The following is a 23,360-nucleotide window of genomic DNA, read 5'->3' as shown; positions in this document are numbered from 1 at the left end:
CGGCCGCATCGTTCCCGATCACTCCGCGAGATCCGCGAGAATGCGCGCCCGCAGCCCGGGATCGGGCTGGCACGCCAGGCGTTCCGCCAGGCGCACCACCACCTCCCGCAGTTCCCCGACCTCCTGCGCGCAGCGCGAGCACCAGGTCAGGTGACGCTCGAAGACCTCCCGTTCGGCATCGGTGAGCGCGTCCAGGACGTACGCTCCGCTCAGACCGTGCCACTCCGAACCCGCCGTCACGATTCGGCATCCGTGCGCGCATCGGCGACGCCGAGTTGATCCCGCAGTACCGCCCCGATGTCGGCGAGCGCCTCCGGCCCGGTCATCGCCCCGTGGGTGCAGGGGACCGAATGTTCGCGCAAATCGCCGCCGACCAGCGGATCCCACTGTGCCGCACCGAGATTCGGCCCGGAGTCCGCGGCCGCGGTGAAGTACAGCAGCGAACCCTCGTACCGGGGCGGCCGATACCGTGATCCCATCCGGCTGCCCGCCAGGTAGGCGGCGTACAGCCGCTCGATGTGGCCGGGCGTCAGCGCGGCGAACGGACCGGGCCGCTCCCGCAGCAGGCGCGCGGCCTCCTCGGCCGTCACCTCGGACTCACGCAGTTCGTCGTCGTCGAGCAGGGCGCCCAGCAGTTCGCCGGTACTCGGCTCCGGGGCCTCCGGCTCGTCCGCCAGGACCCGGCTGTCCAGCAGCGCCAGCAGCGCGACCGTATCGCCCGCCGCGGTGAGCTGCACGGCCATCTCGTAGGCGATCAGGCCGCCGAGCGACCAGCCGAGCAGATGGTACGGACCCTCCGGCTGCACCCGGCGCAACTCCTCGATGTAGCGGGCGGCCAGTTCCGGCACCGTGTCCGGACCGGTCGCGTCGGTCAGGTGCGGCATCTGCAGCCCGTACACCGGCCGCTCGGGTTCCAGATGGGTGACCAGCCCCGCGTAGCTCCACGACACGCCGCTCACGGAGTGCACGCAGAACAGCGGCGCCTGTGCGCCCTGCGCGCGAATCGGCAGCATCGTCTGGAAGGCGGTATCGGCCAGGGCCGCGTCACCGGGGCCGGATGCTCCGATCCGCGCCGCGATACCCGCCGGGGTCGGGGCCAGGAAGACCGCCTGCACCGGCACCTCGAGCCCGTGCCGCTCACGCAGCACCGCCGCCATCCGGGTCGCCAGCAGCGACGTGCCGCCCAGGTCGAAGAAGCTGTCGTCGGCGCCGACCGCGCGCACGCCGAGCACCTCCTCGAACGCCGCGCACAGCGCCGCTTCCGCCGCACCGGCCGGCGCCCGGTACGGCGCGCCCGCGCTGAACTCCGGATCCGGCAGCGCGGCACGATCCACCTTGCCCGAGACCGTCACCGGCAGCGCGTCGAGCACCGTGATCGCCTGTGGCACCAGGTAATTCGGCACCAGATCCGTCAGGTAGGCCCGCAGGTCGGCGGCGGTGCACCGGGCACCGGGCACCGGCTGGACGTAGGCGGCCAGGGCCTGCGCCCCGGTGGGCAGGCGACGCGGCACGGTCACCGCGTGATCCACTGCGGGGTGCCGCACCAGGGCGGCGTCGATCTCGCCGAGTTCGATGCGGAAGCCGCGGATCTTCACCTGGTCGTCGGTGCGGCCGAGGTAGTCCAACTCGTGCTCGGCGGCGTGCGGCGCCCAGCGCACCAGGTCCCCGGTGCGGTACATCCGATCGCCCGGCGCGCCGAACGGGTTCGCGACGAACCGCGCGCCCGTCAGCCCGGACCTGCCGTGATATCCGCGCGCCAGGCCGGGGCCCATCAGGTACAGCTCGCCGGGCACCCCGGCCGGTACCGGCCGCAGTCTGGCATCGAGGACCAGCAGGCCGAATCCGCGGATCGGGCCCCCGAGCGTCACCGGCATACGCGGGCGCAGCGGGTGGCTGAGGGTCGCGGCGACCGTGGCCTCGGAGGGGCCGTAGGCGTTGTACATGCGACGCGGCGTCGCGTTCGAGCCCCGCGGCGCTACCCACCGTTCGACGAGTTCGGGTCCCGTCCGGTCGCCGCCGACCATGACCACCTCGAGGTCGTCGAGGCCCTCCGGATCGACGGTCGCCAGGGCCGCGGGTGTCACGAACGCGTGAGTGATCCGTTGCGTGGCAAGCAGATCCCGCAGCTCGGCGCCGCCGTAGATGTCGGGGGGTGCGATCACGAGCGTCGCCGCGCCACCCACCGAGAACAGCAGTTCGAGCACCGCGGCGTCGAATCCGGGCGAGGCGAAATGCAGCACCCGCGCGCCCGGACGCACCGACGCCCGGCCAGTCAGTTCCCCGGCGAAGTCGGCCAGGCCCGCATGCGTCACGGTGACGCCCTTGGGGGTTCCCGTCGAGCCGGAGGTGTAGATCACGTAGGCGGGGTGCTCGATCCGCGCCACGGTGCCGCGTTCGCCCGCCGTGATCGGCTCCTCGGACAACGCCGTGAGGTCGGCCTCGTCCAGCACGAGCCACTGCGGGCCGTCGGGCAGGTCGGGCCGGCAGGTCGAAGCGGTCACGCCGATCCGAGCGCCCGAGTCGGCGACCATGTAGTCCTTGCGGTCCCGCGGATAGGCCGGGTCGATGGACAGGAAGGCCGCGCCGGTCTTCGCCACCGCGAGCACCGCCGAGACCCATTCCATGGATCGCGGCAGCGCGACGGCGACCGCCCGCTCCGGGCCCGCGCCCGCCGCGAGCAGGGCGCGGGCCAGCCGGTTCGTCGCCCGGTCGAGCTGGTCGTAGGTCAGCTCGCGCGTGCCGCAGCGCAGCGCGACCGCGCCCGGGTCCACTGCGACGGCCGCGGCGAAGAGGTCCGGGAAACTCGTTGTGCCGCAGGACTCTCGACCGCGAACCGGGGACAGCTCGCGCCGCTCCGACGGGGCCAGCAGGTCGAGATCGCCGACGGCGCGGCGGGGCTCGGCGACCGCCGCCGCGAGCAGCCGCACGAACCGCTCGGCGAGCTGCTCCGCGGTCCGCCCGTCGAACAGGTCGGTCGCGTAGGTCACGCTGAGCTCGATGCCGTCCGGCTCGTCCGCACCGGCGAACGACTCCACGAAGGTGAACTGCAGGTCGAACTTCGCGGTGTCGACCTCCACCTGCTCGGCCTCGACGGCGACACCGGGCAGGCGCAGGCCGACCGGCGCCGCGCTGTGCACCGACAGCATTACCTGGAACAGCGGATGGTGCGCGGTGGAGCGCACCGGATCCAGCACCTCGACCAGGCGCTCGAACGGGATGTCGGCATTGGCGAACGCGTTCAGATCGGTCTCGCGCGCGGTGGCGAGCAGTTCCTCGAATCCGCGGGCCCGGTCGATCTCGGTGCGCAGCACCAGGGTTCCGACGAACATGCCGATCAGGCGGTCGAGCTGGACGTCGTCGCGCCCCGCCAGCGGCGTGCCGATCGCGATGTCGCCGCTGTCGCCGAGCCGCGACAGCAGTGCCGCCAGCGCGGCGTGCAGCACCATGAAGGCCGACGCGTCGTGCCTGCGGGCCAGCTCGTGGATCGCGCGGTGCGCCGCGGCGTCGATGGTCGTGGTCGCGGTGGCGCCCCGATGGCTGGGAATCGGCGGGCGCGGCCGGTCGGTCGGCAGTGGCAGGCACTGCGGCAGACCGTCCAGCGTGCGCCGCCAGTGGGCCAGCTGCGCGGCCGCGGCGCTGTCCGGATCGTCGTCGCTGCCGAGCAATTCGCGCTGCCACAGGGTGAAATCGGCGTACTGCACCGGCAGCGGCGCCCACCGCGGCGGCGCGCCCCGCAGCCGTGCCTCGTACGCCGTCGCCAGATCCGTGGCCAGCGGCAGCACCGAGCCACCGTCGGCCGCGATGTGGTGCAGCACGACGACGAGGACATGCTCCCCTGCCGACATCCGCACCAGCGCCATCCGCACCGGGAGCTCGATGGTCAGGTCGAATCCCCGTGCGGCCGAACGCCGCACGTACTCGGCCACCGCGGCGCCGTCGAGATCGACGGTCTCCAGCGGCACCGCGGCGGCCGTGACCACCTGGCCGGGGCCGTGCACCGAATCCGGGAAGACGGTGCGCAGCGTCTCGTGTCGCCACACGACGTCGGCGAGCGCCCGCGACAGCGCCGCGGTGTCGAGTTCGCCGCGCAGGCGCAGCACCACGGGGATGTTGTAGGCGCCGGAGGCGGTGTCGGCCCGGTTCAGGAACCACAGGCGCTGCTGCGCCGCGGACAGCGGGATCCGCTCCGGCCGCTCGCGCCGCCGCAGGACCGGGCGGTCGGCGGCGGGGGCGGCCGCGAGCAGTACCGCCAGCCCGGCGGGCGTCGGGTGGTCGAAGACCGCGCGCACACCCAGTCGCGGCCCGCCCGCGGCGGCGATCCGGGCCACCAGCTGCGTCGCGGACAGCGAATTGCCGCCCAGCTCGAAGAAGTTCTGATCGGCCCCGACCTCGCCCCGGCCGACCGTCTCCGCCATCGCCGCCGCGACCAGCTTCTCGCCGTCGGTCTCGGGGGCGCGCCCGGTGCCGATCGCGTCGAATACCGGTTCCGGCAACGCTTTCCGATCAATCTTCCCGGTCGGCGTCATCGGCACCGACGCAATCGCCACGACGGCCTCCGGCACCATGTGCGGCGGCAGGCGCCGCGCGGCGAATTCCCGGACGGCGCGCACCGCCCGGTCATCGCACACCACATAGGTGGCGATGCGGGAGCGTCCGGCGGCATCCGCGCGAATCTCGGTGTGCGCGAACCGCACTCCCGGACAGGTGGATACCACCGTGGTGATCTCGCCGAGTTCGACGCGGAATCCGCGCACCTTCACCTGGTCGTCGGCGCGACCCACGAATACGAGGTCCCCGGCCCGCGTCCACCGCACCAGGTCTCCCGTCCGATACAGCCGTTCCCCGCTGTGCCCGAACGGGTTCGCGACGAACCGCGCCGCGGTCAGCTCCGGCCGGTGGTGGTAGCCGCGGCCGAGCCCGATACCGCCGACGTACAGTTCGCCGACCGCGCCCGGAGTGACCGGCCGCAGCCGCGGATCCAGCACCACGGTCGTCACGCCGCACATCGGGCGGCCGAGCACGATCGACGCGCCGGGCCGCAGGGGCTCCGACAGCGTGGTCGCGATCGTCGACTCGGACGGGCCGTACCCGTTGACCACTTCGCGGCCCGCCAGCCAGGGTGCGACCAGATCCGCGTCGAAACCCTCACCGCCGACGATGAGCCGGTGCAGCCGCGGCAGCGGCCAGCGGTCCGGATCGATGGTCGCCAGCACCGCGGGGGTGACCACGGCGTGCGTCACCTCGGCGCGGTCGAGCAACGCGCCCAGTTCGTCGCCGCCGAAGACGTCGGCGGGCGCGATCACCATGGTGGCTCCCGCGCTCCACGCCATCAGCAGTTCGAGCATGGCCACGTCGAAGCTGGGCGAGGCCAGATGCAGTGTGCGCGAACTCGATTCGATGCCGAACCGGGTGCGCGCCGCGGCCGCGCAGTTGTGCAGGCCGCGGTGCGTGATCGCGACGCCCTTGGGCCGCCCGGTCGATCCGGAGGTGTAGATGAGGTAGGCGAGGTCGTCGTCGCGCACGCGCCGGTCGCGCACCGCGTCGAGCGCCTCCGCGCCGGGCGTGCCGACGTCTTCCGCTGTCAGCCAGTCGATCTCGCCGGGTAACGAGGCGCGGTCCGCGGGCCGCGTGATGCCGATCCGGACGCCCGAATCCGACAGCATGTATCGGATGCGATCGGCGGGATACCGCACGTCGACGGGCAGGAACGCCGCGCCGGTCTTGGCGACGGCGAGCGAGCCGACCACCGATTCCACCGATCGGGCCATGCCCAGGGCGATCACGTCGCCGGAACCGACACCGCGCTCGGCCAGCGACGCGGCCAGCAGCGTCGCCCGGCGGTCCAGTTCGCCGTAGCTCATCCGCACCGAATCGTATTGGAGTGCGACCTGGTTCGGATCGGACGCGGCCGTGGCGAACAGCGCCGGGAGCGGCAGCGGGTGGGCCGCCGCACCGCCGCGCGCGGGGACCAGCGCCGCCCGCTCCGGCGCACCCAGCAGATCGATATCGCCGACGGCGGCGTCCGGCCGGTCGACCACGGACCCGAGCACCCGGACGAACCGCTCCGACAGGGCCTGCGCGGTCTCTGCGTCGAACAGATCGGTGGCGTAGGTCAGGCAGACCTCGAGTCCGCCCGGCCGATCGTCGACCCACGACGGCGTCACCGTGAACTGCAGGTCCAGCTTCGCGATGCCCGGGTCGACATCCTCGCTGACCACCTCCAGACCGGGCAGCCGCAGCCGCGCCGGGGTGAGGTTGTGCAGCGACAGCCCGACCTGGAACAGCGGATGGTGCGCGGTCGACCGGCGCGGTTCGAGCACCTCTACGAGCCGCTCGAACGGGATGTCGGCGTGCGCGAACGCGTCCAGGTCGCCGTCGCGCACCGCGTCCAGCAGTTCGGTGAACGGCCTGCCGTCGTCCACGGCGGTCCGCAGCACCAGCGTTCCGACGAACATGCCGATCAGCGGATCCAACTGCGGCTCGGTGCGGCCCGCGACGACGGTGCCGATGGCGATGTCGCGGCTGCCGCCGATGCGGGCCAGCAGCACCGCCAGCGCCGCGTGCAGCACCATGAAGATGCTGGCGTCCCGCGCCCGCGCCAGGTCCTCCAGCGCACCGTGCACCTCGGCGTCCACCCGCGACAGCACCGAGGCGCCGCGATGCGACGACACCGCCGGGCGCGGCCGGTCGCCGGGCAGTTCCAGGCATTCGGGCAGCCCGGCCAGGCGCTCGGTCCAGTACCGCACCTGCCGCGCCTGCACACTGTCCGGGTCGTGCTCGTCGCCGAGCGCCGCGCGCTGCCACAGGCTGAAGTCGGCGTACTGCACGCCCAGCGGTTCCCACGCCGGCGCCGCACCCGCGCGGCGCGCCTCGTACGCCGCCGCGACATCGGTCGCCAGCGGCGCCAGCGACCAGCCGTCGGCGGCGATGTGGTGCAGGACCAGCACCAGCAGGTGCTCGTCGGGCCGGATCCGGAACAGCCTGGCCCGCACGGGCGGGTCCACCGCGAGATCGAAACCGGCGGTGGCGAATTCGGCGAGGACGGCCTCCACCTCATCCGCCGCGCATTCGGCCACCGGCAGCCGCGGCGACCGCGCGGGCAGCACGACCTGCACCGGCCCGTCGACATCCGAGGGATAGATCGTGCGCAGCACCTCGTGCCGGTCGATCACGTCCGCGATGGCCGTCTCCAGCACGCCCGCGTCGAGTTCGCCGCGCAGCCGGAGCACGAGCGGGATGTTGTAGGCGCCCGAGGCCGGGTCGAAGCGGTGCAGGAACCACAGTCGCTGCTGCGCCGGGGACAGCGGGATCCGCTCCGGCCGCGCCCCCGCGGCCAGCACCGGACGCGGCGCCCCGCCGCCCGGAGCGGCCGCATCGATCAGCTCGGCCAGCCCGGCGGGAGTCGGATGCTCGAACACCGCGCGCACCGTGATCGCGTGGCCGGTGGCCGACCCGATCCGCGCCACCACCCGGGTGGCCGACAGCGAGTTGCCGCCCAGGTCGAAGAAGCTGTGGTCGGCGCAGACCGTCTCGCGGCCGACCACCTCCGCCATCGCGGCGGCCACCAGCCGCTCGGTGGGGGTGGCGGGTGCGCGTCCCGGCGCCGTCGCGGCGTCGAACACCGGCGCGGGCAGGACCCTGCGGTCGAGCTTGCCGGTCGGGGTCAGCGGCACCTCGGTGAGCACCACGATCGCCGACGGAACCATATGTGCCGGAAGGCGTTCCGCGGCGCCGCGGCGCAGCGCCCGGGGTTCCAGCTCGGCCGATTCGGCCGGGACCACATAGGTCACGATGCGGCCCTCCCCGGACTCGTCCTCGCGAATCTCGGTGTGCGCCAGCTGCACTCCCGTGAGCGCCGCGACCACCGCGGTGATCTCGCCCATCTCGATCCGCATGCCCCGCAGCTTCACCTGGTCGTCGGAGCGGCCCACGAACACCAGTTCGCCGCCGGACCAGCGCATCACGTCGCCGGTCCGATACATGCGCGCGCCGGGCTCGCCGAACGGGCAGGCCACGAACCGCCCGGACGTCAGGCCCGCGCGGCGCACGTATCCGCGCGCCAGTCCGCAGCCCATGACGTACAGCTCACCCGCCGCCCCTGGCGGGACCGGACGCAGCCGGTCGTCCAGCAGCACCACGCCCGCACCGCGAATCGGCCCGCCCAGCCCGAGCCGGTCGCCGGGCGACAGCGGCCGCGACAGCAGCATGATGATGGTGGTCTCGGTCGGACCGTAGGCGTTGAGGAATCTCCGCCCGGGCGCCCACCGATCCACCAGTTCCGCGCCGTAGGCCTCGCCGCCGACGACCAGGCTCCGCAGCCGCGGCAGCGGCCACCGGTCCGAGTCGACGCTCGCCAGCGCCGCGGGCGTGATGAACGCGTGCGACACGCGCTCGCGTTCGAGCAACCGGCCCAGGTCGTCCCCGCCGTAGACATCGGACGGCGCAACCACCATCGTCGCGCCCGCGCACCACGCCAGCAGCGCCTCCAGGACCGCGGCGTCGAAGATGGGCAGCGCGAAATGCAGGGTCCGCGAACCGGGTTCGACGCCGTAGCGGTCGCGTTGCACCTCGGCGAAGTTCGCCAGGCCACGATGGGTCACGGCGACGCCCTTGGGCACACCCGTGGAACCGGACGTGTAGATGACATAGGCCACCTCGTCCACCGACAGCGGCCGCACCCGGTCGCCGTCGCCGACGGGCGACGGATCGCCGCCGTCCAGCTCCGAGATCGCCAGCCACACCGCGTGTCCCGGCGGCGTGGCCGCGTCGGCCGTGTCGGTCAGTCCGATGCGGACCGCGGAATCCGACAGCATGTGCCGGATCCGCTCGGCCGGGTACCCGGTGTCGATCGGCAGGAAGGCCGCCCCCGTCTTCGTCACCGCCAGCGCGGCGAGCACCGACTCCGCCGACCGCGCCAGGGCCACCGCCACCACGTCGCCCGGGCCGATACCGCGGCCGATCAGCGCCCGCGCCAGGCGGTTCGACCGCTCGTCCAGCTCGCGATAGGTCAGCTCGACCGAACCGCACCGCACCGCGGTCTGGTCCGCGAACCGTGCCGCCGTGGCGGTGAAGCAGTCCGCCAGCGGCGCCGGGGTGACCGCGGCGCCGCCGTGGGCGGGCACCAGTGCCGCGCGTTCCCGGTCGTTCAGCAGCTCGATGTCGCCCACCGCGACTCGCGGCCGCGCGACCACCGCGGCCAGCACCCGGATGAGCCGTTCGGCCAGCGATTCCGCCGTCGCGGCGTCGAACAGGTCGGTGGCGTAGGTCAGGCACAGGTCGAGCCCGGCCGGTTCGCGCTCATCGGTCCAGGTCTGCGTCACCGTGAACTGGGCGTCGAATTTGGCGGTGCCGCAGTCGATCTCCTCGGTGACTACCTCGAGTCCGGGCAGCCGCAGGGTCTCCGGGGCGTTGTCGTGGACCGACAGCATCACCTGGAACAGCGGATGGCGGGCGGCCGAGCGCGCCGGGTTCAGCTCCTCCACGAGTCGTTCGAACGGGATATCGGCGTGCGCGAACGCGTCCAGGTCGCCGTCGCGCACCGCGGACAGCAGTTCGGCGAACGGCTCGTCGGCACGCACTCGCGCCCGCAGCACCACGGTGGCCACGAACATGCCGATCAGGCGGTCCAGCCCGACCTCGGAGCGGCCCGCCAGCGCGGTGCCGACCGCGACATCGTCGGTGCCGCCGAGCCTGCCGAGCAGGACCGCCAGGGCGGCGTGCAGCACCATGAACACGCTCGCGTCGTGGGCGCGGGCCAATTCCACCAGCGCACCGTGCAATTCCGCGTCCACCCGCGTGGCCACCGAGGCGCCGCGATGCGACGCCACCGACGGGCGGGGCCGGTCACCCGGCAGCTCCAGGGATTCGGGCAGCCCGTCGAGCGCGGTCCGCCAGTAATCGAGCTGCGTCGCCGCGAGGCTCTCCGGATCGTCCTCGTCGCCGAGCAGTTCGTCCTGCCACAGGCTGAAGTCCGCGTACTGCACGGCCAGTCGCTCCCAGCCCGGCGCCGCGCCCTGTCGGCGGGCCTCGTAGGCGGTCATCACGTCGTCCGCGAGCGGGCCCAGCGACCAGCCGTCAGCGGCGATGTGGTGCAGGACCAGCACCAGCAGGTGCTCGTCCGCCTCGATCCGGAACAGACGCGCCCGCAGCGGCGGTTCCGCCGTCAGATCGAAAGCGGCGGTGGCGAATTCGATGATCGATGCGGCATCGAGCCCGCCGCCCGGGGCATCGATCGGATCCAGCCGCGGAGCCTCGGTCGCGCACACGACCTGGCAGGGCCCGTCACCGGTGTCCGGGAACACCGTGCGTAACACCTCGTGCCGCTCGATGACATCGGCGAGCGCCGCGGCCAGCGCCCCGGCGTCGAGTTCGCCCCGCATGCGCAGCGCCATCGGGATGCCGTACAGGCCGGATCCGGTGTCGAAGCGGTCGAGGAACCACAGCCGCCGCTGCGCGGCCGACAGCGGGACGCGCTCCGGGCGCGGCCGCGGCGTCAGCGCGGGACGCGCTGTGCCGCACACGAATTCGCCCGATTCCAGGGCCGCGCCGAGCGCCGCCGGGGTCGGGTATTCGAAGACCGAACGCACCGTCGGCCGCTGCCCGGTCGCGTCCGCGACCCGGGCGACCAGGCGGGTGGCCAGCAGCGAGTTGCCGCCGACATCGAAGAAGCTGTGCTCGGCGCCCACCGTGTCGAGGCCGATCACCTCGGCCATCGCCGTGGCCACCAGCACCTCGTGCGGCGTCTCGGGTGCGCGGCCGCCGCTGCCGAACGTCGGCTCCGGCAGTGCGGAGCGATCCAGCTTGCCCGAGGGGCCGCGCGGAATCTCGGCCAGCACGACCACCGCCGCGGGCACCATGTGCGCGGGCAGACGGCCCGCCGCGTGGCGTCGCACGGATTCCGGATCCACGGCCGCCCCGTCGCCGGGCACCACGTAGGACACGATCCGGCGTTCGCCCCGCGGATCCGTCCGCACCTCGGTGTGCGCCAGCCGCACTCCCGGGAGCGCCCCGACCACCGAGGTGATCTCACCGGGCTCGATCCGGAAGCCGCGCACCTGCACCTGGTCGTCGGAGCGCCCGACGAAGACCAGCGCGCCCGCCGACCACCGCACCAGATCTCCGGTGCGATACATGCGCTCGCCCGGCGCACCGAACGGACAGGCCGCGAATCGCGACGCCGTCAAGCCGGTACGGCCCACATACCCTTGGGCCACACCGCATCCCAGCACGTACAGCTCTCCCACGACGCCGACCGGCACCGGGCGCAGCCGCGCGTCCAGCACGACCACGCCCGCGCCGCGAATCGGACGGCCCAGTTCGACCCGCCGCTCCGGACGCAGCGCGTCCGAGAGCACCGGCGCGACAGTCGCTTCCGACGGCCCGTAGGCATTGAACATCGCGCGGCCCGGCGCCCAGCGCTGCACGAGTTCCGCGGCGACGGCCTCGCCGCCCACCACCAGGGCACGCAGCCGGGGCAGTCGCCATCGCGCATCGACGCTCGCCAGCGCGGCCGGGGTCAGGAAGGCGTGCGACACCTGCTCGCGCTCCAGCAGTTCCGCCAGCTCGTCGCCGCCGTACACATGCTGCGGCGCGATCACCATCGTCGCGCCCGCGCACCAGGCCAGCAGCAACTCCAGCACCGACGCGTCGAAGCTCGGCGAGGCGAAGTGCAGCGTTCGCGAGTCCGGTTCCACGCGGTACCGATCACGTTGTTCCGCAGCGAAATTCGCCAGGCCACGATGTGTCACCGCGACACCCTTGGGCACGCCCGTCGAACCCGACGTGTAGATCACGTAGGCGATGTCGTCCACCGACAGCGGCCGCACCCGGTCCGCGTCGGTGACCGCACGGCCGTCCGCGCCCTCGGAAACCGGCAGCCAGTCCACCGCGCCCGGCAGCCCCGCGGGATCCGCCGCGGTGACGCCGATCTCGGCGCCGGAGTCGGCGAGCATGTGCCGGATCCGCTCGACCGGATAGCGCAGGTCCACCGGCAGGTACGCCGCGCCCGCCTTGCTCACCGCGAGTACCGCGACAACCGATTCCACCGAGCGCGCCAGTGCCAGCGCCACGACGTCGCCCGGACCGACGCCGCGCGAAATCAGCGCCCGCGCCAGGCGGTTCGACCGCTCGTCCAGCTCCCCGTAGGTCAACGCCGCCGAATCACACCGCAGCGCAGGGCGATCCGGCACGGCGGCGGCCGCCGCGAACAGCTCCGGCAGGGTGGCCGCGGGGAGGGCGGCGCCGCCGCGGGCAGGCACCAGCGCCGCGTGCTCCGCCGCCTCCAGCAGCTCGATGTCGCCGACGGCGGCCATCGGGTCGCGTGCCACGGCCTCGAGGATCGCGGTGTACCGGTCCACGAGGCGCTCGGCCGTCCCGGCCGCGAACAGGTCGGTGGCATAGTCCAGGCGCAGCTCGACGCCCTGGGGACGGCCGTCCGAGGAGTGCGACTCGGTCAGCGTGAACTGCAGGTCGAACCCGGCCGCGCCGGAGTCGACGCGCTCGCCGCTGATCTCGAGTTCCGGCAGCGTGATCCGCACCGGCTCGGAGTTCTGCACCGACAGCATCACCTGGAACAGCGGGTGAAATGCCGTGGACCGCACGGGGTTCAGCAGGTCGACCACCCGCTCGAAGGGCAGGTCCGCGTGCGCGAACGCGTCCAGGTCGGCGGCGCGCACCGATTCCAGCACGTCGTCGAACGAGCGCCCGCCGTCGATATCGGTGCGCAGCACCAGAGTTCCGACGAACATGCCGACGAGGCGGTCCAGCTGCTCCTCGGTACGTCCGGCGATCGGCGTGCCGATCGCGATATCGCGTGTGCCGGACAGCCGGGCCAGCAGCACCGCCAGCGCCGCGTGCAGGACCATGAACAGGCTCGCGTCGCGGTCGCGGCCCACGTTCGCCAGCCGCCCGTGTACGGCCGCGCCGAGCCGCGCGGTCACGGCGGCGCTGCGCTGCGAGGCCACCGGCGGCCGGGGGTGGTCGACCGGCAGTTCCAGGCAGTCGGGCAGGCCCGCCAGCCGCTCGGTCCAGTAGGCCGCCTGGCGCGACAGTGCGCTGCCGGGATCGTGCTCCTCGCCCAGTACCGCGCGCTGCCACACGCTGAAGTCCGCGTACTGCACCGCGAGCGGCTCCCACGCCGGAGCCGCACCGGACCTGCGTGCCGTGTAAGCGGTCATCACGTCGGCGGCCAGCGGTTCCAGCGACCACCCGTCCGCGGCGATGTGATGAATGACCAGCGCCAGCAGGTGCTCTCGGTCCCCGGTGCGGACCAGTTCGGCGCGCAGCGGGAGTTCGGTGGTGAGGTCGAAGCCGCGCGCGGCCAGGGTCCGCGCCCGGTCCCGGGCCTGTTCGGGCGTGCCCCCGATGACCGGAACCGCCAGGGCCGCTTCGTGCTCCGCGACGATGACCTGGACGGGGCCCGCGTCGGTGTCGGGGAAGCGCGTACGCAGGCTCTCGTGCCGCGTGACGACGTCGCGCAGGGCCAGCGTCAGCGCGTCGATGTCCAGTGCGCCGCGCAGCCACAGGCCGATGGCGATGTTGTAGGTGCCCGCGGCGACGTCGAAGCGGTTGAGCAGCCACAGCCGCTGCTGTGCGGTCGACAGCGGGATCCGCTGCGGCCGTTCGCCGCCGGTCAGCGCGGGCCACGCGCGGCCGCCGTCCCCGTCGGCATCGTCCAGCAGCGCCGCCAGTCCCGCCGCGGTCGGATGCTCGAAGACGCTGCGCACGCCGAGGCGGTGTCCCGACCGGGTGGCGATCCGCGCCACCAGGCGCGTCGCCGACAGCGAATTGCCGCCCAGCTCGAAGAAGGTGTGGTCGGCGCACACGCTATCCACCCCGATCACCTCGGCCATGGCCGCGGCGACCAGAATCTCGTTGGCGGTCACCGGGTTCCGGCCCGGCCGCGCCGTCACGCCGAAGTCGGGTTCGGGCAGCGCCCGGCGGTCCAGCTTGCCCGCCGCGGTGAGCGGAATCGACTCCAGCACGACGATGGCCGCCGGAATCATGTGTGCCGGAAGCCGATCGGCCACCCGGCCCCGGAGCGCGTCCGGATCCGGACGTGTCCCGTCCGCGCCGACCACGTAGGTCACGATGCGCGATTCACCGAGGCCGTCGCGCGGCACCTCCGTGTGCGCGAACCGCACACCCGGGCAGGCCGCCACCGCCGCGGTGACCTCACCCGGCTCGATCCGGAAGCCGCGCACCTGCACCTGGTCGTCGGCGCGGCCCACCAGGGCGAGCGTTCCGGCGGCCGTCCACCGCACCAGATCCCCGGTGCGATACATCCTTTCGCCCACGGCGCCGAACGGATTCGCCACGAACCTGCCCGCCGTCGCGCCCGCCTTCCGGTGGTAGCCGCGCGCCAGTCCCGGCCCGGCGAGATACAGCTCACCCACCACGCCCGGCGGCACGGGACGCAGCCTGGCGTCCAGCACCGCAACGCTCGCGCCGCGGATCGGGCGGCCCAGTTCGATCGGCGCATCGGGGCGCAGCGCGGAAATCGTCACCGCGACTGTCGATTCGGTCGGTCCGTAGGCATTGAACATCTCGCGGCCCGGCGCCCAGCGCCGCACCAGCTCGGCATCGCAGGCGTCGCCGCCGACGATCACGCAGCCCAGCCGCGGCAGCGGCACGGCCTCGACGGTGGCCAGCGCGGCGGGCGTGACGAACGCGTGGGTGATCTGCTCCCGTGCCAGCAGCCCGGCCAGCTCGTCGCCGCCGTAGATCTCGGGCGAGGCCAGCACCAGCGCCGCCCCCGCCTCGAAGGCCAGCAGCAGTTCCAGTATGGACGCGTCGAAGCTCGGCGAGGCGAAATGCAGTACCCGAGAACAGGGTTCGACACCGTAGCGCTCGCGTTGCTCGGCGGCGAGGCTGGACAGCCCGCGGTGGGTGACCGCGACGCCCTTCGGCGTGCCGGTGGAACCCGAAGTGTAGATCACGTACGCGACGTCGTCGACGTGCGGCGGCCGGACGCGCTCGGCGTCGGTGACAGCGGCGGCTGTCGCCTCCGCGTCCTCGGGAGTCAACCAGCGCACCTCCGCCGGCAGGCGGGCAGCGTCGCCCTGCGCCGCCAATCCGACCCGGACCCGCGCATCGGACAGCATATAGCGGATCCGATCGACCGGGTGTCGCTGGTCGATCGGCAGGAACGCCGCCCCGGTCTTGGCGATCGCGAGCACGCCGACGACCGACTCCACCGAGCGCGGGAAGGCCACCGCGACCACGTCGTCGGGACCGATCCCCTGCGCGATCAGCATGCGCGCCAACCGGTTCGAGCGTTCGTCGAGTTCGCGATAGGTCAGCGTCGCCGAGCCCGACCGGATCGCTTCCCGATCCCCGTGCCCGCCCGCGACGCGGCCGAACGCGTCGCCCAGCGTGGCCGCCGGGGCCGGGGCGCCGCCCCGCGCGGGTACCAGCGCGGCGCGTTCGCGCCGGTCCAGCAGGTCGATATCGCCGACGGTGAGCGACGGATCCGCGCCGACGGCGGACAGCAGCCCGGTGAAGCGACGCGCGATCGCCTCCGCGGAGGCCGGCTCGAACAGGTCCGTGGCGTAGGTCAGGCGCAGCTCGAGGCCGTCCGGCGTGCGATCGCCGCGATAGCGCTCGACGAGTGTGAACTGCAGATCCCAGGTCGCGACGGCGGATTCGATCTCGTCGGCCGCCACCGCGAGGCCCGGCAGCCGCACCGGCTGCGGTGCCGAGTCGTGCACCGACAGCATCACCTGGAACAGCGGATGGTGCGCGGTGGACCGCACCGGGTTGAGGACCTCCACCAGCCGCTCGAACGGGATGTCCGCATGTGCGAAGGCGTCCAGGTCGTTCTCGCGCACCGCGGCCAGCAGGTCGGTGAACCGGTCGGCGCCGTCCACGTGCGTGCGCAGGGCCAGCGTTCCGGCGAACATCCCGACCAGCGCGTCCAGTCGGCCGTCGGTGCGTCCGGCGATCGGGGTCCCGATACATACGTCGCCGGTCGCGCCCAGCCGCGACAGCAGCGCCGCCAGCGCGGCGTGAGCCACCATGAACACACTCGCCCCGCCCCGGCGCGCCACCCCGGCCACCGCCGCGTGCGCCGCCGCGCCCACCCGTGCGGTGACCGTGGCCCCGCGCTGCGACGCCACGGCGGGCCGCGGCCGATCGGTCGGCAGCTCCAGGCGTTCGGGCAGGTCGGCGAGCCGGTTCAGCCAGTAGCCCAGCTGCAGCGCGGACACGCTCGCCGGATCGTCCTCGTCGCCCAGCACTGCGCGCTGCCACAGGCTGTAATCGGCGTACTGGATCGGCAGCGGCTCCCAGTCCGGGGCCGCGCCCGCGCACCGGGACGCGTACGCCGCGGCCAGATCGCGGGCCAGCGGCGGCAGCGACGCCCCGTCGGCGGCGATGTGGTGCACGATCAGGCCGAGCACGTAGTCGTGAGTCCCCGTGCGCAGCAGGTGTGCTCGCAGCGGCGTCTCGGTCGTCACGTCGAATCCTCGACCGGCGATCCGGCGCAGCCGGTCCTCGGCCTCCGAGGGCGACACCTCCTCCACCGGCAGCTCCGGCGCGGCCGCCGCGAGGACCACCTGCGACGGCCCCTCGGCGCCGTCGGGATAGACGGTCCGCAGCGATTCGTGCCGCGCCACCACGTCACCGAGCGCCGCCGTCAGCGCGGGCACGTCCGGCTCGCCGTGCAGTCGCAGCGCGATCGCGATGTTGTAGGCGCCCGAATACGGGTCGAACCGGTTCAGGAACCACAGCCGCTGCTGGGCCGGGGACAGCGGAATCCGCTGCGGCCGTGCACCACTGGACAGCGAAGGCCGCTCGCGCGTCCCCGTCTGCCGACCCACGAGCGCGGCCAGTGCCGACACGGTCGGCGCCTCGAACAGCGACCGCACACCGATCGGGGCACGCGCCGCCGCGCTCAGCCGCGCGGCCACCCGGGTGGCGGTGAGCGAGGTACCGCCGAGGGCGAAGAAGTCGTCGTCGAGCCCGACCAACGCCAGGCCGAGCACCTCCGCGTAGGCCCCGGCGACCAGCTGTTCGTGCGGCGTCACCGGCGCCCGGAACTCCGCGAGCTCGACCGCCGGGACCGGCAGCGCGGCGCGGTCCAGTTTGCCGTTGGCGGTCAGCGGCAGTGTCTCCAGCACCACGAACGCCGCCGGAACCATATACGACGGCAGTGCGGCGGCCAGTTGCGCGGGCACGTTCGCGGTATCGATCGTCTCCCCCGCGGCGGCCACCAGATAGGCGATCAGCCGGTCACCGGCCTGCTCGTCGCCGTGCGCGACCACGGCCGCCGCGGCGATCTCGTCGAGCGCCAGCAGCGCCGCCTCGATCTCCCCCAGCTCGATCCGGAAGCCGCGGATCTTCACCTGGCAGTCGGTGCGGCCCAGATACTCCAGCTCGCCCGCGGTGGTCCAGCGCACCAGATCGCCGGTGCGATACAGGCGTTCGCCCGCCCGCTCCGAAAAGGGCTGGGCCACGAAGCGTTCCGCGGTCAGCCCGGGCCGCCCGTGATAACCGCGGGCCACTTGAGCGCCCGCCAGATACAGCTCGCCCGCGGTCCCCGGCGGCACCGGGCGCAGGCGCGCGTCCAGCACGTACACCTGGCTGTTCCACTCCGGCACGCCCAACGGCACCGTGCCCGCGCAGTCGTCGACGACGCGACGCGCGGTGATGGACACCGCGGTCTCGGTGGGGCCGTACAGGTTCCACAGCTCCACGCCGGGATTGGATTCGCGGAAACGACGGGCCGCCGGTCCCGGCAGCGCCTCGCCGATCACCAGCACCGCGCGCAGCGAGGAGGGCAGAGACGCACCGGTGGACAGCAGGGCGTCCAGGGTCGACGGCACCAGGTGCAGCACCGAAACCCGATGGGTCTCGATGGCCTTCGCCAGATAGACCGGATCGCGATGGGCGTCCGGCGCGGTCACCACGATGCTGCCGCCGCTCAGCGGCGCCGACCAGAACTCCCACACCGACAGATCGAAGGTGGCCGGGGTCTTCACCAGCACCGTGTCGCCGGTGCCGAGCGCGAATGCGGCTCGCTTCCACAGCAATTGGTTCACGATCGCCCCGTGCGGCACGGCCACACCCTTGGGCCGCCCGGTCGATCCGGAGGTGAAGATGAGGTACGCGGTGTGCTGCGGCAGCAGCGCCGAGGGCCGATCGCGATCGGTCACGGGCGCCGCCGAGACTCCCGTCAGCTCCAGCTCGTCGACATCGATCATCGGGACGGACGCGGACAGCGAGGTCCGATCGCGGGCGGTGGTCAGCACGCACAGCGGCGCGGCAACGTCGAGAATGTAGTCCCGGCGATCCGCGGGCTGATCCGGATCCAGCGGCACGTACGCACCGCCCGCCACCGAGACGGCGTACATCGCGACGACCAGGTCCACCGAGCGCCGCATCCCGAGCGCGACCCGGGTCTCCGGTCGCACGCCGAGCGAAATCAGGTGGCGCGCCAGGCGATTCACGCGGCCCGAGAACTCCGCGAAGGTGAGCGAGCGCGCCGGTTCCTCGCCGTCGGCCGATACGGCCACGGCCTCCGGCGTGCGGGCCGCCTGCTCGGCGAACAGGGCCGCCAGGGTGGTTTCCGGCACCCCGTGGCGGGTTGCGTTCCATTCGTGCAGCATGGTGTGCCGCTCGTGGGCGGCGAGCACCTCGAAATCCCCCGCCGGGCGGTGCGGCGCCCGGACGACGGCGCGCACCAGGCGCTGGAAGCGGTCGGCGATCGCGGCCGCGGTCGACTCGTCGAACAGATCGGCCGCGTACGCCAGGTGGCCGGTGATACCGGCGGGCGCACCCGTCTCGTCATAGCGGTCCGCGACGACCAACTGCAGGTCGAATTGCGCTATTCGCAGGTCGATTTCGGCCGAGGACACGGTGAGCCCGGGCAGGTCGATCTCCACCGGAGCCAGGTTCTGGAACGAGAATCCGACCTGGACCAGCGGGTGGCGCGCCGTCGACCGCACCGGATTGAGCGCCTCCACCAGCCGCTCGAACGGCACCTCCGCATGGGCGAACGCCCCGAGGTCGGCCTCGCGCTGGCGGTCGAGCAGGGCGGCGAACGAGTCGGCGCCGTCGACACCGGTCCGGAACACCAGGGTGTTCACGAACATGCCGATCACGCCGTCGAGTTCGCGTTCGCCGCGGCCCGCGATCGGCGTTCCCACCGCGATATCCGACATCCCCGACAGCCGCGCCAGCAGCATGGCGTACGCGGTGTGCACCGCCATGAACAGCGTCGCGCCGCCCGTATGCGCCAGCTCCACCAGTCCCGCGTGCAGGTCGGCGTCGATCGACACCGGCACGCGCCCGCCGCGGAAGGACTGCGCGGCCGGGCGCGGCCGGTCACAGGGCAGGGTCAGCTCGTCCGGCAGATTCGCCAGCCGCTGGGTCCAATAGGCCAGCTGCACGGCGGCACGGGTGCCGGGCACCGATTCGTCGCCGAGCGAATCCCGCTGCCAGACACTGTAATCCGCGTACTGCACGGGCAGGGGCGCCCAGTCCGGCGCCCGTCCGGCGCGGCGGGAGCGGTAGGCCGCGGCCAGATCGTCGGCCAGCGGCGTCAGCGACCAGCCGTCGGCCGCGATATGGTGCACGACGATGGCGAGCACGTGCTGCCCGGGTCCCGTGCGCAGCAACCGCACCCGCAGCGGCGTGTCGACGGTCAGATCGAAGCCCGCGCTCGCGAACTCCCGCAACCGGTCTCGCAGTTCGTCCGCGTCGACGTCGACGACCGGCAGCGACACCTCCGACTCGGCGGCGGGCACGATCACCTGGCTCGGCCCCTCGTCGCCGTCCGGGTAGACCGTGCGCAGCGTCTCGTGCCGCTCGACGAGATCCTGCACGGCCGCGCGCAGCGCGTCGGTGTCCAGCTCGCCGCGCAGGTGCATCGCGAACGGGATGTTGTAGGTGCTCGATTCGGGATCGAACCGGTTGATGAACCACAGGCGCTGCTGCGCGGGCGACAGCGGTATCCGCGCCGGGCGCGGCCGCGCCGCGAGCCGCACCGGCTCCGCCTCGCCGCCCATGTGCCGCCGCACCTGGGCCGCGAGTTCGGCGACGGTGGCGTCCTCGAGGAACAGGCGCACGGGCAGCCGCGCCCCCACCACCGCGCCGAGCCGGGCGGCGGCGCGGGCCGCCGACAGCGAATTGCCGCCGAGCGCGAAGAAGCCGTCATCCAGGCCCACCCGATCCAACCCCAGCACCTCGGCCACGGTCTGCGCGGTCGCGTGCTCGATGGGCGTTCCGGGCGCGCGATAGGCCCGCACCGGCGCCGCGGGTGCGGGCAGCGCCCGCTGGTCCAGTTTTCCGTTGGCGGTCAACGGGATCGCGTCGAGCACCACGTACGCCGAGGGCACCATGTACTCGGGCAGCACGGCGGCGACACCCGCGCCGACCGAGGCCGTATCGGGCGCCGCCCCCGGGTCGCCGACCAGATAGGCGACGATCCGCCGGTCGCCGGGCACATCCTCGCGCACGACAGCCGCGGCCGACCGCACCCCGCCCTGGGTCAGCAGCGCCGCCTCGATCTCGCCGAGTTCGATGCGGAATCCGCGCATCTTCACCTGATCGTCGCCACGGCCGAGGTAGTCCAGCCGCCGCTCGGCGTTCCACCGCGCGCGATCGCCGGAGCGGTACATCCGGGATCCGGGCGCGCCGAACGGGTTCGCGACGAACCGGGTGGCCGTCAGGCCCGGCCGCCCCAGGTAGCCGCGGGCCAACTGCTCGCCCGCCACGTACATCTCACCCGGAACCTCCACCGGCACCGGCCGCAGCCGACTGTCGAGCAGCAGCGTACGCAGGCTGGGCAGCGCCCGACCGATGCCACCGGCGTGGCGCCGCGCCGCATCCGGCAGATCCAGGCCCCGATGGGTCACGTGCACCGTGGTCTCGGTGATGCCGTACATGTTCACCAACTGCGGCGCGCGGTCGCCGTGGCGTTCGAACCAGCCTGCCAGTCGGCGCAATTCGAGTGCCTCGCCGCCGAATACGATGTAGCGCAAGGACAACGGCTGTTCGTCCCGCGCATTCCGCTGCCGTGCGGCGGCTTCCGCCGCGTCGAGCTGATAGAAGGCCGACGGCGTCTGGTTGAGGACCGTCACGCGCTCCCGGCGCAGCAGCTCCAGCAGGTGTTCCGGCGACCGCGCCGTGTCGCGGTCCACCACCACCAGCGTGCCGCCGTACAGCAGCGCGCCCCACAGCTCCCACACCGAGAAGTCGAAGGCGTGCGAGTGGAACATCGTCCACACGTCCGAGGCGCCGAATCCGAACCGCGCCTGCGTGCTCGCGAACAGCGTCGTCACATTGCGGTGCGGGACCTGCACGCCCTTCGGCCGTCCCGTCGAGCCCGAGGTGTAGATGACGTAGGCGGTGTGGTCCGGGCGCAGCGGGACTCGGCGGTCCGCGTCGGTGACCGGCGATCGGTCGGCGGCGTCGGCGGGATTCGGATCGATCACGGGTAGGCCCGCGGGCACGACATCGCGCACCTCGTCGGTCGCCACCGCGCACACCGGGCGCGCGTCGGCGAACAGGTACTCGATCCGCTCCGCGGGATACGACGGGTCGACCGGAAGGTATCCGGCGCCCGACCGCACCACCGCCACGATCGCGACGACCAGGTCCACCGACCGCGGCAGCGCCACGGCCACCAGCGTCTCGGCTCCGGCGCCCGCCTCGATCAGGCTGTGCGCCAGCCGATTCGCCCGCCGCCGCAGTTCGCCGTAGGTCAGGCTGTCGGCGCCGCACCGCACCGCCACCGCGTCGGTGTGCGCCTCGGCCACGGCGTCGAACACCTCGGCCAGGGTGGTCTCGGCCGAGACGGCGGGCGCGTCCTCCGCGACGAGGAGCCGCCGCTCGTCCGCGCTCACCAGGGGCAGGTCGGCGACCACCGCCCGCGGCCCGGCCGCCAGGAATCCGCTGAGGTAGTTCAGGAAACGGCGGTGGTGGGTCCCCAGTTCCGCGGCGTCGTAGCGATCGGGGTTGGCGATGAAGTCGATGTGCAGCCCGTCGTCGCCCGCGCCGTTGTAGAGGGTGATCGACAGGTCCTCGACCGGACCGGTGGACACCATGTGGATCGTCGCGTCGGCCGCTCCGAGCCGAATTCGGTTGTGGAACAGCATCATATTGACGACAGGTCCGAAGAATCCGCGGCGGTTGTCGGCGATGCCGAGATCCCTGCGCATATCCTCGTGGCGGTAGCACTGGTGCCGCAGCGCCTCCTCCAGGCGTTCCGCGACCGCGCCCACGAGCCGGTCCACGGTGGCGCCGGATTCCACCGCGACGTGCAGCGGCACCACATTCGACACGTACCCCGCCGACGCGCGCAGCAGCGGGGTGGTCCGCGCCGTCACCGGCAGGCTCAGCACCACATCGCGGGTTCCGGTGACCGCGGCGAAATATCCGGCCAGCGCCGCGAGGAACAGGGCGGGACGCGAGACCCCGAAACGCTCTCGCGCCGAACCGAACAGCGCGGTGGCCGCGGCGTCGATGGTCCCGGCCTCGGTCCGGCGGCGCCCGCTCGCCGGTGCGGGATTGTCGCTCAGGCCGAACCATTCGGGCAGGCCGCGCAGCCGCTCCGACCAGTACTGCCGATCCTCGGTGAAGGCCTCCGACTCGCGGTACTCCAGTTCCGCCGTGTACACCGCGCACAGGTCCGCGGCGGCGGAACCACTCAGCTCGCCGCCGCCGACGATCGCGTTGTACCGCTCCACGATTCGGGCGACCAGCAGCATCGAGCCGTAGCCGTCGATCGCGATGTGGTGCATCTTCGCGTACCACAGGTAGTGGGTGTCGGCGATCCGCAACACCGCGGAGCGGAACAGCGGGCCCAGCACCGGCATGGGTGTACTCGCGTCGCGCTCCATCCAGCGTCGCGCGGCGGCCATGGGATCGGCCTGTGACCGCAGGTCGACCACCTCGGACGCGAGCGGGGCCTCGGGATCCACCAGCTGGTACGGCGTACCGTCGACCTCGACGATCCGCAGCCGGAAGCTCTGCAGATCGTCCGCGCACCCGCGAATCGCCTCGTCGAAGGACTCGATATCGAACCCACCGGGAACGTCGACGTACTGGGCGACCGTCAGCGGCACGTCCGGAGCGATGTACTGAGCGTTCCAAATTCCGGACTGTGCGGCCGAAAGGGGGAAGCGCCTCGGGGCCGCGGGCTCGGTACGGCCAGCGGACTCGGGGGCCAACGAGGTCATGCAGTCGCTCCATTCGGGGGTGGGGTGGTGCGAGACAGCGGTGACGCAGGTGATGGGCCCGGGGCCGGAATCGCATCGGCGGGCTCCATGGGGCAGTCGTTGCCCAGGGGTCAAACGGATTGGTCGGTTTGCCGGACGGCCCCGCGGCACCCGGCGCCACCGGGCGGCTCTCCCGAACCC

At 73.0% G+C, this 23,360-nt stretch carries 2 protein-coding genes; both read right to left on the bottom strand.

Annotated features, from left to right (window positions below; genetic code table 11):
- Window positions 1-18 precede the first annotated feature (18 nt).
- The gene (locus tag ACYVLQ_RS30415) at window positions 19-240 is read right to left on the bottom strand and encodes a zf-HC2 domain-containing protein (protein ID WP_460700967.1); all 222 of its coding nucleotides are present in this window, start codon (window positions 238-240) and stop codon (window positions 19-21) included.
- Window positions 237-23,180 (bottom strand): non-ribosomal peptide synthetase, encoded by a 22,944-nt coding sequence (locus tag ACYVLQ_RS30410; protein WP_460700966.1) that lies wholly within the window; start codon window positions 23,178-23,180, stop codon window positions 237-239. The genes ACYVLQ_RS30415 and ACYVLQ_RS30410 overlap by 4 nt, the downstream gene beginning before the upstream one ends.
- Window positions 23,181-23,360: the final 180 nt, after the last annotated feature.

Source organism: Nocardia thraciensis, assembly GCF_054782435.1.
This window is presented reverse-complemented; position numbering and strand designations above follow the sequence as displayed.

Coding starts and splice junctions, on each gene's coding strand:
- ACYVLQ_RS30410 (WP_460700966.1), bottom strand. CDS start 23,180: ATGACCTCGTTGGCCCCCGAGTCCGCTGGCCGTACCGAGCCCGCGGCC.